Raw genomic sequence first — 13,526 nt, forward strand, 5'->3', positions numbered from 1 at the left:
GGTGCACTATCACGTTACAATGCGCATTCGGCCAGCAACGTGGTCAGCCTATCCTCCTATGCGCGAAAACCCGCTGCTTCTCGTTCAAGCACCATCAGATGAATCCGCTGGGAAGCTGCCTCGGCAATGGTGATGAGCGCTTCACGGTCTTCCTTGCCCAGCGTCCTGGGGACGACGTCGATGACACATATCGAACCCAGCGCAAAACCGAGCGGGTCGCGGACGGGCGCGCCGGCATAGAACCGAAAGCCATAGGGTTCGGCCAAGGTCGGATTCTGCGCGAATTTGTTCGCTTTCGTAAGATCCTCAATCACGGTCAGCTCGTTCGCGACGAGCGTTTCATTGCAGAAAGCCCAATCTCGCGGGGTATCGGAGCCCTCGAAACCAACCCGCGATTTGAACCACTGTTCGGCCTGCGTGATAAGCGTAAACATCGCGATAGGAGCACGGGTAGCGTGCGCCGCCAAGCGTACAAGCCGGTCGAAACCGGCATCCGGTGGAGAACCCACCAATCCCGACTGCCTCACCGCCTCCAGGCGTGCGCGCTCGCTCCACGGCTTCGGGAATGCCGCAGGCTCGCTCTCGTCCTGCTCGTGGGCGGAGAGATAGTCCACAATTGCGGCGCTCGTTGCGGCAACATCGGCCGCCATCCTGAACTGGGCATGCCGTGGCGCCAAAGCGACGGGACCAGCGGCGCCGGCCGCTTTCAGGCTGATGATGAGCGTCCGGTTGAAGCGCACGTCATTGCTGAGCGCGGCCACCAGCCTCTTCCGCTCCCCCTCATCGGCGTTCTCGACGACGACAAGCATGGGCGGAATGAAAGCGAGCCACGCCTTCACGATTTGAATTTCTTCGGCAACATCCACCAGCAGCCCCGATCCGGGAAGACCGGCAGTGCGCCACCGGGCGGCACGCCCTTCGCCCGCCAGTATCACGGCATGAGCCCGGACGGCCGATTGCTCGTGGGCAGAGTTGTCAATGAGATCGAGCACAGCCTGACGCGGTATCCGCCGGTGACCCCCGGGCGTTTTCCAGGAAGGCAACTGGCCGCTCTCCACCCAAAGCTGGGCAGTGCGTACCGATACGCCTAGTAGCTGGGCTGCCTTCGCAGTTGTAAGAACATCGTCCACGGCTTGATCCACGATTGTGGCGCAAGATATAGTAAAAAATGCTAAATATGCAATAAATGAAAGACGCCACCTTCCCGCGCGGCCTCGGCTGACGCCGGGAGAGACGCGGACTTGGAACGACGCCACCGACTGGCGGCATAAGTTCGAGAAAACCGGGCCGGACGTGGCGATGGATATCGCCACGTGCTGAACTGCCTGAAAGCAGCGACCGATGAACTTCAGCCGTGTTCGCTGTTTCGTGCGGGCGACAAGCCGTGCTGCAGCCTGATCATGTCGGCGGCCCGTTCTCCGATGACGACGCAGGGCGCCATCGTGTTTCCGACGGTAATTCGCGGCATGATCGAGGCATCGGCGATGCGAAGGCCTTCTATGCCGTAAACCTTGAGCCGGTTGTCGACCACCGACATCCAATCACGCCCCATCTTTGCCGTGCAGGACTGATGCCAATAGGTGACCGCGGACCTGCGAATGAAGTCGATCATTCCCGCCCGGTCCCGCATGCGCGGGGCCGTCTCCCCCTTGATCAGCGGGGTGAAAGCCTCGCTGTTTCCGACCTCGCGGCACAGTTCCACGGCCGCCAAGGCGGCAGCCATGTCTTCAGGCTCGCTCAGAGAGTTTGGCTCGATGAGGATAGGATCATCCGCAGCAGGCCCGGAGAGGCGCAGCCGACCACGGCTTTTCGGTTGTGCAAGCCCGGCAAACATCGTCCAGCCATGCTCCGGCGTCTCCACTTCCACCTCTGCCGGCGAAGGCACGGCGAATTCGAGTTGGCACTGAAGGATATCCGGCTGGCGGAGACGCGAATCGCTTTTCCAGTAGAGTGTCGCTTCGCAGCCACCGCCGCCGATGCCTTCAGGCTTGCGGTAGGCCCAGGTGCAGCCGAACGCGATATGATCCTGGTGATTGCGGCCGACGCCCGGGAGATGCTGGACAACAGGAATTCCGTGGGCCTGCAACTCTTCCTTGGGACCGATGCCAGACTGCATGAGGACTTTCGGCGTATGGACCGCGCCAAGGGACAGCACCGTCTCGCAGCGCGCGCGATACTGGCGGTGCTCGCCATCGAGCAGAACGTCGACCCCGATCACCGTCTTGCCATCGAGCACCAGCCGTGTCACCAGCGCATTCGTGAGCACAGTCAGGTTCGGCCGCGCCATCAACGGATAAACGTAGGAGCGGAACACAGATTCCCGCTTGCCGCCGCGGATTCGCAACTCCGCGATCGATGCGCCTCCCGCGCCTTCCATCATCTCTCCATTGGGGCTGTCAAACACCGGAATGCCCGCTAGGCCCGCGGCGTCGACCAGGGCCTGTGCGACCGGCTGGGGGCTATCAGGCTGCGCCACGTAGACCGGTCCTCCGGTTCCCCTTCGCAAGGGATCCGGTGCGCCGCGCCAGTCTTCGATCCGGCGATAGTAGCCCAGCACCGACTCATAACCCCAAGCCTCATCGCCCGCTTCGGCTGCGAAGTGGTTCCAGTCCTCCTTGTGGCCGCGCGCCCACACCATGACGTTGATGCTCGAGCCGCCGCCAAGCCCCTTGCCCATGCTCAAAGGAAGCCGCCGTCCATTAAGCCTGGGTGTGGGCTCTCCGGAGAAACCCCAATCCCGCTCGCTGCCGAGGTTCAGCGGCCACCGGGATGGATCGGAGACACTCTCGGCCGCGTCGTCCCCGCCCGCCTCGAGAAGCAGTACCCGCGCATTGCCGTCTTCCGCCAATCGGGCTGCGACGACCGATCCGCTGGAGCCGCCACCGCACACGATGAAATCGAAATCGTTGCCGGAATATTCGCGCAGCGCGTCCTGTTTCTCTGACCGGGCTTCGGCTTCGGTCATGAGCTCAACTGTCCTTTTCATGGGGTCGACCTTTCCTGAGGGTTTCCAGTGAAGAGGGTTGCTACATAACCTGAGCCATTTTCAAAAACAACAATTTTATCATTTATATCATTTTTTACGAATTCTATCATCCGTGAGGAGGACTGAGCAGGGCGTGCATCGGGGCAGCCGCGACCGAAGATCGCCGGCTCCGACGGGGAAAAATTGATGAGCAGCGATAGGACCGCATGCACCTGCCCCACCTTCCGATCCGGCCGAAGCGGCTTGCGCAGCAAACGCCCAATGGAAGGAAGGCGGGCATGGCTTGCCACCAGATCGGGATTTATCCGTTCAGTCCGTCCTGCCGGGCAGGGCCGGCGATCGACATGGTCGTTCACGGCCTGAACCAGGCCGCGCAATATGCCGATCATGTGATTGCGGTTGGGCGGCGGCATATTGGCGACAGGCAGTCCCGGCGCGTTGCTGCCCCGCCCTCGTTAAGGCGACCTCATCCAGTCGACGCGATGCAGGAACGCGCCTGACGGCACGCTGAATGTCCTTGGCCGAGACCACTGCGATATCGTGACCGCCGACAGGCATGCAGCCTGGATCACAACGGTGCCGACCATGACCCCGTGTGATCGTAGATCTGGTTGCGCAGCTCCCGGATACCCTTGTTCAGCGTGGCGAGATCGCCGGGCGTCTTTCCGGACGCGCTCAGGAGCGCGTCTCCGAGACAGCCCCCGCGGAGCCTGAGCGCCTTGCCCTCATCGGTCAGCGCGACCACGACCTGTCGTTCGTTTTCCGGGTTTCGTGACCGGTGTACCAGCCCGGACGTCTCAAGCCGCTTGAGCAGCGGCGTCAGCGTGCTCGATTCCAGGGCCAGCTTTTCGGCGATAGCGCCGACGGTCTGACTGTCATCGCGCCAGAGCACGTTGAGGACGAGATACTGGGGATAGGTCAGCCCCAGTTCATCGAGAACCGGCTTGTAAAGCCGCTGGATGGCGATGCCGGCCGTGTAGATGGCATAGCAGAGCTGGTCATCGAGTGGCACGGGGATATTGGCGGCTTCATCGGTCATGGCGGTTCCTCTTCGCCTTATATAGCGATGTGAATGGCGAAAATATATATCGCGATAAAAATTTCGCTGGACAAACCGAGCGCCCTCCTTTACGTCATTATTTATCGCGATAATATTTATCTTGATATGACAAATTCACCCCTGAAGGAGACAGAACGATGCCCTCGATGACCAAAGCCCTGCTCGCCGCCACCGCCGCCGCCGTCATTTCCGCCGGTTCCGCAGCGCATGCCGAAGACCGTATCCCGGCCGACCAGGCCGTCCGCAACGTCGTGCTGGTTCACGGCGCCTTCGCCGATGGATCCGGCTGGCGCGGCGTCTATGACAATCTCACCGCCCGCGGCTATCACGTCAGCATCGTGCAGAACCCGCTCACCTCGCTGGCGGACGACGTTGCGGCAACCAAGCGCGCCCTCGACCGCCAGGACGGCCCGGCGATCCTCGTCGGCCATTCCTGGGGCGGGGTCGTCATCACCGAGGCGGGCGATCATTCCAAGGTCGCGGGCCTGGTCTACGTTTCCGCTCTTTCGCCCGATGCCGGCGAAACGACCGCCCAGCAGTACGAAGGCTTTGCACCGACGCCCGACTTCGTCATCGATATCGGCGAGGATGGCTACGGCTTCGTGAATCCGGACAAGTTCAAGGCCGGCTTCGCGCACGATACCACCGATGCCGATGCCGCATTCCTGCGTGACTCGCAGGTGCCGATCAACATGTCCGTCTTCGGCACCAAGCTGACGAACGCGGCCTGGCGGACGAAGCCGAGCTGGGCTGTTATCGCCACCGAAGACAAGGCCTTCGACCAGGCCATGCTGATCCATATGGCCGAGCGCATCGGGGCGAAGATCACCAAGGTCTCCGCCAGCCATGCCCTCTTCATGACCCAGCCGACGGTGGTCGCAGACGCGATCGACAGTGCCGCACAAAGCGTTGCGGCCGAGCTAAAGTGATGGCCAGCGCTTGCGCTTGAGAAAAGCAAAGCGGGCGAAGCATCAGTCGCTTCGTCCGCTTCGCAATGCCAATCCACAGCTACGCCCTAGAACGGCAGGCGTGCATTGTCCTTGACGTTCTTCATGACGAAGAAGGTCCGCGTCTGCCGGACGCCGGGCAGCGCGATGAGTTTGTGACCATGCAGCTTGTTGAAATCCGCCATGTCTCGAACGCGGATCTTGAGAAGATAGTCGAAGTCACCGGCCACCAGGTTGCAGTCCAGCACCTCCTTCAGTTCGAGCACCGCCCCCTCGAATGCCGCAAAGCTCTCCGGGGTCGATCGATCCAGTACGACGCCGACCATGACCAGCGCCCCCAGCCCGACCGAGGCCGGCGCGATCTCGGCCCGAACACCGGTAATGTAGCCCGCTTCGAACAGGCGCTGGGTGCGCCGATGGCAGGTCGCCGGGCTGGCATTCACCCGGCTGGCCAGTTCCGCATTGGTGAGGCGCCCTTCGACCTGGAGCGTGCGCAGGATGCGCAGATCGGTACGGTCCAGAGGAGCCTTGGAAGAATCTTCCATATTCTTATCCATTATGGTTCATAAACCTCATTTCAGCGCCAGTCTATCACGACAACTACGTGAAGCCAGGCGAACTTCGGAAGCACCTTTCAGGAAAAGCGCACTATTCTGCGGATGACGTGCAAACACCAATCCACCGTTTCCGGAGCTCCCGATGTCCCTTCTCGAAAAGTTCGAACGCTACCCTCTTACATTCGGCCCGACCCCGATCGAGCACCTGCCCCGCCTGACCGAAGCGCTGGGCGGCAAGGTGCAGATCTACGCCAAGCGCGACGACTGCAATTCGGGCCTGGCCATGGGCGGCAACAAGCTGCGCAAGCTGGAATATATCGTGCCGGACGCAATCGCTTCGGGCGCCGACACGCTGGTCTCGATCGGCGGGGTGCAATCGAACCACACGCGCATGGTCGCCGCGACCGCCGCCAAGATCGGCATGAAATGCGTGGTGATCCAGGAAAAATGGGTGCCGCACTATGACGCCGTCTATGACCGCGTCGGCAACATCCTGATGACCCGCCTGATGGGCGCCGACAGCCGCCTCGTCGACGACGGCTTCGACATCGGCATCCGCAAGAGCTGGGAAGACGCGATCCAGTCGGTCAAGGACGCCGGCGGCAAGCCCTATCCGATCCCCGCCGGCGCCTCGGTGCACAAATATGGCGCCCTCGGCTATGTCGGCTTCGCCGAGGAGGTTGCCGAACAGGAAGAGGCGCTCGGTTTCACCTTCGACTACATCGTCGTCTGCGTCGTCACGGGCTCCACCCAGGCCGGCATGATCGTCGGCTTTGCCGCGCAGGATCGCGCCGACCGGGTGATCGGCATCGACGCCTCCGGAACGCTGGACCAGACGAGGGCGCAGGTGCGGTCCATCGTCGACAACACGTCCGAACTGGTCGGCCTTGGCCGCACGGTCCGCGAGGACGAGATCGTCATCAATCCCGACTATGCCTATCCGGCCTACGGCGTTCCCTCGGACGAGACCAACGACGCCATCCGCCTCGCCGCCCGCACCGAGGCGATGATCACCGACCCGGTCTACGAGGGCAAGTCGATGCAGGGAATGATCGACCTGACGCGCAAGGGTTTCTTCCCGGAAGGGTCGCGGGTGCTCTATGCGCATCTCGGCGGTGCGCCGGCGCTCAACGGCTACAGCTACTATTACAGGGAGGGCTGAGAGCTTATGCGCTCAACCGGTCCAGCCTTCTGCCCGCAGTTGACGGGCGACCTGCACCGCGACACCAAGACGGCTGTCCAACCTTGCGGGGCGGTGAGCGGGTGAAGGGCGGGAGGCCGGGCAAGAGGGTAGCCCGGCCTCCCGAAAGCCGCCTATGCCGTCGGTATAGTGCCGCCGTCGATCGTGTATTCGGTTCCCGAGATCGAACCGGCCCGCGGGGAGACAAGGAAGGTTATCAGATCCGCAACCTCCTGCGGCTTGGCAGGCCGCCCGAGCGGGATCCCGCCGAGGGCCTTCATGATGATCTGCCTGCCGCCCTCGACGTCGGTTCCGGCGTCGGCTGCCAAGCGCTCCGCCAATGCGACCGCCGCTTCGGTTTCGATCCAGCCCGGCGAGACGCGGACCACACGCACGCCCTTGGGCGTGACTTCCTTGGAAAGGCTCTTGCTGTAGGTCGAAAGCGCCGCCTTGGCCGCCGCGTAGCCGGTCGTGGCCTCCGGCAAGGGCAAGACATGCTGGATCGACGTGACGTGGATGACGACGCCCGATCCCTGCTCGATCATCGACGGCAACAGGGCCCGATCGAGGCGGACGGCTGACATCAGATTGAGGTTCAGCTCCTTGAACCACTCCTCATCGGTAAGGGCCGCAAAACCGCCGGGCGGCGCAGACGAGCCGCCCAGCACGTTGACGATGATGTCGACGCCGCCAAGGCGCTCGATGACGGCCCTGGCAACGACGGCGCAGCCTTCGGCGGTCGTCACGTCGGCGGCAACGTAGTGGACACCATCCGGGGACGTCTCAGGCACGGTCCGCGCCGTGGCAAGGACCGTCACTCCGGCCCCCGACAACGCCAGGACTACTGCCGCGCCGGTACCTTTGGTGCCTGCCGTCACCAGTGCACGACGGCCGGCAAGCTGAAGATCGAAGCTCATACGGCGATCTCCAGCTCTGCGATCTTGTTGCCTTCGAAAACGAAGACGTAGCGCAAGTCCACGGGGCTGCCGGGGAAATCTCCGGCCAGATGGCTTGTGACGACTGTCCTGCCGTCTTCGGCCGCGATCGCGAAAGGTTCGACGGTGTAGGTGTATTTCGTGGAGGAGCTTTCCTTCCAGTGCCGGATCGCCTCACGCCCGGCATAGGTGTTGCCCTCGTCCCGGACGATGGCGCCTTCGGTGAAGCACGCGGCGACATCCTCAGCGCTTCGTCCTTTGTCGGCGGCGAAATAGTCTGCAGCGGGTTGCGGTAGGTCGATAGACATCTTCATTTCCTTCCTGAGCGACACGGATAATGGCGTGATCGGGTCAGCAGAGATCGCCGGCGGCGGTCGTCTCCTCCCCCCGCACTGCACGTTCTCTCCTTCGCCCCGACCCGTCGGCTTCAACGGTGCGGCGTCGGCCGCAATGAATGCCGGCGCTATCGGGGTTGATCAAAGGAATAGATGCTGTATTCTGAAAAAATGACAAGTACAGACAAAAAAGTAAGGTACTTACCTAAAAGTGAGCAAGGCGCGTATACGCGTGAGACCGCGGCCGCAGGCGTCGAACAGGCGCTGAAGCTGCTTGAGGGACGCTGGAAGCTGGTGATACTTTTCCATCTGTTCGGCGGCCATGTGATGCGCTTCTCCGATCTCGAACGAGCAATTCCCGCGGTCTCGCAGAAGATGCTGATCCAGCAGTTGCGACAGATGGAGAAGGACGGAATCGTCCGCCGCATCGTCCATCACCAGGTTCCGCCGAAGGTCGAGTATGCGCTGACGGATTGGGGCCAGGCGCTGTGTCCGGCGCTAGATGCACTGCTTACATGGGCCGCCGACCGTCCCCCCTTGGAGACCTCCGCCGCCACAGACGAAACGGCGCAATAGTCGTCGAGACGTCATGAGCCGTCTCCGGGGCGGAGCGCTGCTCCCGCCTCGATCATGTGAACATGGTTTTGAACCTCTGTCCGCTGACGGCCGGCGACATGCTGGCCGCATGGCTCAGGGCAAACAGCGTCTCCGTCGTGCTGCTCGATGCCGCGCCCGGGCCAGCGCTCGCAAGCGCGTTGCGGGGCGGCGGGAAGGCCGTCTCACTTCTCTCGTTCAAACAGCCGAACCAGACCTCACCCTCAATCGGCGGCAAGCCCCTCCCAGACGCTACAGTTTCCGCCCGGTTCATCTCAGGGCATAATTTTCTACTATTTATATAGAAAAAGAACGACCTGTCTTTCTCAGGGGCGCGCCGCTCCGTACGTTCTAGGCATGCCACGACCGGATAGCAGGACGCTTCTCGAGTTCGGGCGTCCAACCAGGCTCAAACAGCAGGAACCGATCATGTCTCGTGCAGTCTTGAAATCCCGCCGCACCGCCGGAATAGGCGCAGCGTTTCTCCTGTCGGCCGCACTTGCCGTCGGCTTCTCGGCCCCCGCCAAGGCGGAGGATCGGCAGACGGTGACGATCACAGACGAACTCGGCCGCGAGGTGACGTTGCCCGTGCCGGTGAAGGCGGTCTATCCGGATCTCTGGTATCAGACGGAGATCGTCCGGGCGATCGGCGCCGGCAAGACGATCGTCGCCGTAGACCAGACCGCCGATCCGCGCAAGAACACCGCAAACAAGGACTATTTCTCGGAGTTCGCCGACGTACCGGATGCCGGCCATTTCGACGGCCCGAACTGGGAGACGATCGCGACCTCGGGCGCCGAGGTGTTCTTCGCGCGCCGCAACTCGCCCTGGCAGGATGCCGAGGAGAAGCTGAAGCCGTTCGGCATAGAGGTCGTGGTCGTCAGCACCTGGGATCCGAAGGTGCTGCGGGCGCAGCTGCCGAACATCGGCAAGATCTTCGGCGCGGAAAAGGGCGCTGCCGACCTCGCGCAGCTTTACGACGACATCGAAAAGGTCCTGACCGAGAAGCTGAAGGGTGTCGAGCCGAAGACGGTCTACTTCGAGAACAACGCCGATTTCGTCACGTCCCTTCCCGGCTCCGGCTGGCACGACACGATCGTCCTCGGCGGCGGCCAGAACATCTTCGGCGACATCAAGATCGCCAACACCGGGAGCGCGTCCGTCCATACCTATACGGTCGACCCCGTCGAAATCATCAACCGCAATCCCGACGTGATCATCCACAACGGTGTTGACGGCCTGGCCTCCGGCTACGAGCCCTGGGACCAGAAGCAGCTCGCCGATCAGTCCGACCGCATTGCCGGCCGCGCCGGCTGGAGCGCGATCAAGGCCGTTCAGGACAAGAACGTCTTCGTCTTCAGCAACTTCTTCTTTTCCGCGCTGGGCAAGCAGGTCGGCGCCCTTGCGGTCGCCAAATGGCTCTATCCCGACCGCCTGGCCGATGTCGATGTCGACGCCTACTTCGCCCGCTGGCTCGAAGCGCAGGGCGTGAAGCCGCGGCCGGTTTCCGACTACGCCTACAAGCTCGGCGGTTGAGCCCCCCCTTCGCCGACGCACCGCAGCGCGCAACCGATTAGCGAGGATTGCAATGAGTTCCATCGAGACAGGCCCCGATCTGGCCGGCGCTCCCGGCCGGGGCCGGGGTGCCGGGAAATCCCGGCGCTCCCGTGACCGCTATGCGTTCCAGAACGCCGCGATCGCTTTCGGACTGGTCGCAGTGCTGGTCACCGCGGTCATCGGGATCCAGATCGGCACGTCGGGGGCAACGCTCGGCGACGTCTTGCAGACGTTCTGGGCGAAGGTGACGGGCGCCGTGCCCGCGGACCGCGCAACGCTCCAGATCCAGACCGTCATCTGGGAACTGCGCGTGCCGCGCATCATGCTGGCTATCCTCGGCGGCGCCGCGCTGGCGGTCGCAGGCACGCTCTTCCAGGGGCTCTTGCGCAATCCGCTCGTGAGCCCCTATACGCTCGGCATCGCACCGGCGGCGGCCTTCGGTGCATCGCTCGCGATCGTCCTGTTCGGGGCGACCGCCGGCAGCGCCGCGCTCTCGCTCGTGTTCGGCGCCCTGCTGTTTTCCTTCCTCAACACCGCATTGGTGCTGTCGCTGGCCTCGACGCGGAACCTCAATCCCACCTCGCTCATCCTCGTCGGCATCGCCCTGTCGCAATTGTTCGGCGCTCTCACGGCCTGCATCCAATACTTCGCCGAGGATGAGATCCTCGCCGCCATCGTCCGCTGGACCTGGGGCTCGGTCAACAATTCCGCCTGGTATCAGGTGCTGGTGCTGTTCGCCCTGCTCGGCATCGCCTTCCCCTACATCCGCTACCGCAGCGGCGCCCTCAACGCCATTGCCTTTGCCGGCGACGATTCCGCCAAGAGCCTCGGCGTCGCGGTCTCCCGGGTGCGGCTGGAAACCATCGCCATCGCCGCCACACTGACCGCCGTCACCATCGCCTTTACCGGCATCATTGGCTTCGTCGGTCTGGTCGCGCCCCATATCGCGCGGCTGGTGGTCGGTTCCAACCACCGCTTCCTCACGACCTTCTCGGCCATCATCGGCGCGCTCTTGCTCGTCGTCTCCGATGCCGTCGGCAGGCTCGTCATTTCGCCGGGCGTCATTCCGGTCGGCATCATCGATGCCTTGGTCGGCGCGCCCATCTTCCTCTACCTCATCCTCACTCGGCAAAAGGCGATCGAATGACCCTCAGGATTGACTCCCTCGTCGTTGGCTACGGAAAGAGAGAGGTCGTCAAAGGCGCGACCCTCCAGGTCAGGAAAGGCGAACTGGTGGGGCTGCTCGGCTCCAACGGCTCCGGAAAATCCACCCTGATCAAGACCATTGCCGGCATCAACCGCCATACGCGCGGCTCGATCACCTGGAATGGCGGAACGGACCTCGCGGCGCTGCCGCGGCGGGAACTGGCGAAAATCGTCGCCTATGTGCCCCAGTCCATCGGCCTTTCCTTCGCCCTCGACATCAAGGAGGCGGTCCTCCTGGGGCGCACCCCCTATTTCGGCACCCGCCCGCGGGACGACGACTGGGATCATGTGGAAGCGGCGATGCGCCTGCTCGGCCTCGACGAACTCGGCGACCGCGCCGTGACCGAACTCTCGGGCGGCCAGGGCCAGCGCGTGCTGATCGCCCGCGCCCTGGCGCAGGATCCGGAAATCCTGCTGCTCGACGAGCCGACCAGCGCCCTCGACATCCGCTACCAGTGGCAGACGCTGAGCGTCGCGCGGGCGGTCACGCGGAAGAACAACGTCGCCGGCGTGATCGCCATCCACGACCTGAACCAGGCGGCCCGCTTCACCGACCGCGTCGTGTTCCTGCATGACGGCGAGGTCATCGCCGACGGTCCGCCGGCCGACGTCTATTCGCCGGAACTGATCAAGCGGGTCTACGGCGTCGATGTCGAGCTCTCCGCCTACAAGGGCTTCGTTCAGGTCCATCCGCTTTCGGAGCACGCCGAGCACCATCACCGGCCGGCGCCGTTCGCCCCGGCCTTCACGCCGCGGCCCGCCGAAGGACGGCTGGAACTCCAGGCCTGAAGACCGCCACCATTTCTTGAGGACGACCGCCATGACGAACAAATGGGGAGGCCGCACAAGCGAGCGCGGCCAGGGATTGGTCCTGGGCCTGCTCCTGGGCGGGACCGGACAGACGAAGAAGCCCGGAAGGGACGGGCCGACCGACAACCTGCTCGACATCGACGCCTATATCGAGCAGGCCCGGCAGGCCGAGCGCGGCAAGATCCACACGATCTTCCTCGCCGACGCCCTCGTCACCAGCGAGACGGCGCCGAAGCCCGGACTGGAGCCCGTCACCCTGCTGAGCGCCCTTGCCGCCCGCACGTCGCGGATCGGCCTCATCGGCTCCATCTCGACCTCGTTCACCGAGCCCTACAACCTTGCCCGCCAGGTCCTCTCGCTCGATCACATCTCGGGCGGACGGGCGGGCTGGAACCTCGTCACCTCCTCGGCCGGCGAGAAGAACTTCGGCAAGCCGCTGCCCGCCCATGACGACCGCTATGCCATCGCGGAGGAGTTCGCCGGCGTCGTCCAGGCGCTCTGGGAGAGCTGGGAGCGCGACGCCGTGACCTATGACGACAGCGGGCGGCAGCGTGTCGATGCCAGGAAGGTCCACCGGATCGACTGGAGCAGCCGGCATTTCTCCGTTCAGGGTCCGCTCAACGTCTCGCGCAGCCCGCAGGACAAGCCGATCCTCGCCCAGGCCGGCTCGTCGGCCGAGGGACGCCAGCTCGGCGCGCGGATCGCGGACGTCATCTTCACGACCGGCCTGACCGAAACCGAGCCGTCCATCGAGATCTACCGGGATTTCAAGCAGCGCGCGTCGGCTTTCGGCCGCTCGCCGGATGCCATCAAGATCCTGCCGGGCGTGGCCCCGGTCATCGGCTCGACGGACGAGGAGGCCAGGCGCTTCTGGCGAAATGTCATCGACGACATCGATTTCGAGGAAGGGCGCAAATCGCTCGCCAGCCAGTTCGGCGGCGTGGACTTCGAGGGGATCGACCTCGATGCGCCGATCCCCGTCGCCGAACTGCCCCAGACGGCGAAGGTGGAGGGCCGGCGGTCCCGGTTCGGCGTCTTCCGCGACCTGATCGAAAGCGGGAAGGTGCGCACGGTGCGCGATCTCATCATCTATCATTCCAGCGGCGCCGGGCACTGGTTCCCGATCGGCTCCGTGGAAAACATCGCCGATCAGTTGCAGGACCGCTACGAGCGCGGCGCAACCGACGGCTTCAACTTCCTCGCCTTCACGCTGAAATACGAGCTCGGCCTCAGCGCGCTGACGGAACATCTCATTCCGGAACTCCAGCGCCGCGGCATCTTCCACCACGACTACCAGCACGAAACCCTGAGACAGAACCTCGGGGTCTGAGCCGGCGCCGCTGCCCCGGCAGCAGCCGT

General features: G+C 63.7%; 14 protein-coding genes. 7 read left to right on the forward strand and 7 right to left on the reverse strand.

What is annotated here, in order from left to right:
• Positions 1–56: 56 nt before the first annotated feature.
• The 4 genes from EV665_RS15460 to EV665_RS15475 form a co-directional block, all read right to left on the reverse strand.
• A complete protein-coding gene (locus tag EV665_RS15460) occupies positions 57–1,130 on the reverse strand; it encodes a helix-turn-helix domain-containing protein (RefSeq protein WP_162853070.1) in 1,074 nt (357 codons plus the stop codon).
• A gap of 218 nt (positions 1,131–1,348) precedes the next feature.
• Complete coding sequence (locus tag EV665_RS15465; RefSeq protein WP_133034749.1) at positions 1,349–2,965, reverse strand: GMC family oxidoreductase; 1,617 nt, start codon at positions 2,963–2,965, stop codon at positions 1,349–1,351.
• A 17-nt stretch (positions 2,966–2,982) separates the two neighbouring features.
• A complete protein-coding gene (locus EV665_RS15470) occupies positions 2,983–3,375 on the reverse strand; it encodes a hypothetical protein (RefSeq protein ID WP_133034750.1) in 393 nt (130 codons plus the stop codon).
• A 179-nt stretch (positions 3,376–3,554) separates the two neighbouring features.
• A complete protein-coding gene (locus EV665_RS15475) occupies positions 3,555–4,025 on the reverse strand; it encodes a MarR family winged helix-turn-helix transcriptional regulator (RefSeq protein ID WP_064333417.1) in 471 nt (156 codons plus the stop codon).
• A gap of 167 nt (positions 4,026–4,192) precedes the next feature.
• Here EV665_RS15475 and EV665_RS15480 point away from each other — a divergent pair, with 167 nt between their 5' ends.
• The gene (locus EV665_RS15480; protein WP_133034796.1) at positions 4,193–4,975 is read left to right on the forward strand and encodes an alpha/beta fold hydrolase; all 783 of its coding nucleotides are present in this window, start codon (positions 4,193–4,195) and stop codon (positions 4,973–4,975) included.
• Between the two features lie 86 nt (positions 4,976–5,061).
• On the opposite strand, the gene EV665_RS15485 is transcribed toward EV665_RS15480, so the two are convergent.
• Positions 5,062–5,538, reverse strand: a complete 477-nt coding sequence (locus tag EV665_RS15485; protein ID WP_133034751.1) for an Lrp/AsnC family transcriptional regulator — start codon at positions 5,536–5,538, stop codon at positions 5,062–5,064.
• Positions 5,539–5,692: 154 nt separating this feature from the next.
• Between EV665_RS15485 and EV665_RS15490 the strand changes: the two genes are divergently transcribed.
• Positions 5,693–6,712: a 1-aminocyclopropane-1-carboxylate deaminase gene (locus tag EV665_RS15490; RefSeq protein ID WP_064333414.1), complete on the forward strand. Its 1,020-nt coding sequence runs from the start codon at positions 5,693–5,695 to the stop codon at positions 6,710–6,712.
• Between the two features lie 152 nt (positions 6,713–6,864).
• Here the strand turns inward: EV665_RS15490 and EV665_RS15495 are convergent, their stop codons facing one another.
• Together EV665_RS15495 and EV665_RS15500 are read right to left on the reverse strand one after the other, a co-directional pair.
• Positions 6,865–7,647, reverse strand: coding sequence for an SDR family oxidoreductase (locus EV665_RS15495; RefSeq protein ID WP_133034752.1), 783 nt, complete (start codon positions 7,645–7,647; stop codon positions 6,865–6,867).
• A complete protein-coding gene (locus tag EV665_RS15500) occupies positions 7,644–7,973 on the reverse strand; it encodes a nuclear transport factor 2 family protein (protein ID WP_133034753.1) in 330 nt (109 codons plus the stop codon). The genes EV665_RS15495 and EV665_RS15500 overlap by 4 nt, the downstream gene beginning before the upstream one ends.
• A 198-nt stretch (positions 7,974–8,171) precedes the next feature.
• Between EV665_RS15500 and EV665_RS15505 the strand changes: the two genes are divergently transcribed.
• The 5 genes from EV665_RS15505 to EV665_RS15525 all read left to right on the forward strand — a co-directional run bounded on the left by EV665_RS15505 (position 8,172) and on the right by EV665_RS15525 (position 13,497).
• The gene (locus EV665_RS15505; RefSeq protein WP_133034797.1) at positions 8,172–8,576 is read left to right on the forward strand and encodes a winged helix-turn-helix transcriptional regulator; all 405 of its coding nucleotides are present in this window, start codon (positions 8,172–8,174) and stop codon (positions 8,574–8,576) included.
• A gap of 447 nt (positions 8,577–9,023) precedes the next feature.
• Complete coding sequence (locus EV665_RS15510) at positions 9,024–10,130, forward strand: ABC transporter substrate-binding protein (RefSeq protein ID WP_133034754.1); 1,107 nt, start codon at positions 9,024–9,026, stop codon at positions 10,128–10,130.
• Positions 10,131–10,182: 52 nt separating this feature from the next.
• Entirely contained in the window at positions 10,183–11,298 is a 1,116-nt protein-coding gene (locus EV665_RS15515) for a FecCD family ABC transporter permease (protein ID WP_133034755.1), read from the forward strand.
• On the forward strand, positions 11,295–12,146 hold the full coding sequence (locus EV665_RS15520; RefSeq protein WP_133034756.1) for an ABC transporter ATP-binding protein: 852 nt from the start codon (positions 11,295–11,297) through the stop codon (positions 12,144–12,146). Before EV665_RS15515 ends, EV665_RS15520 begins: the two co-directional genes overlap by 4 nt.
• A 31-nt stretch (positions 12,147–12,177) precedes the next feature.
• Positions 12,178–13,497, forward strand: a complete 1,320-nt coding sequence (locus EV665_RS15525) for an NtaA/DmoA family FMN-dependent monooxygenase (protein WP_133034757.1) — start codon at positions 12,178–12,180, stop codon at positions 13,495–13,497.
• Positions 13,498–13,526: the final 29 nt, after the last annotated feature.

Origin of the sequence: Shinella granuli (genome assembly GCF_004341885.1) — a bacterium.
Classification (GTDB): domain Bacteria; phylum Pseudomonadota; class Alphaproteobacteria; order Rhizobiales; family Rhizobiaceae; genus Shinella; species Shinella granuli.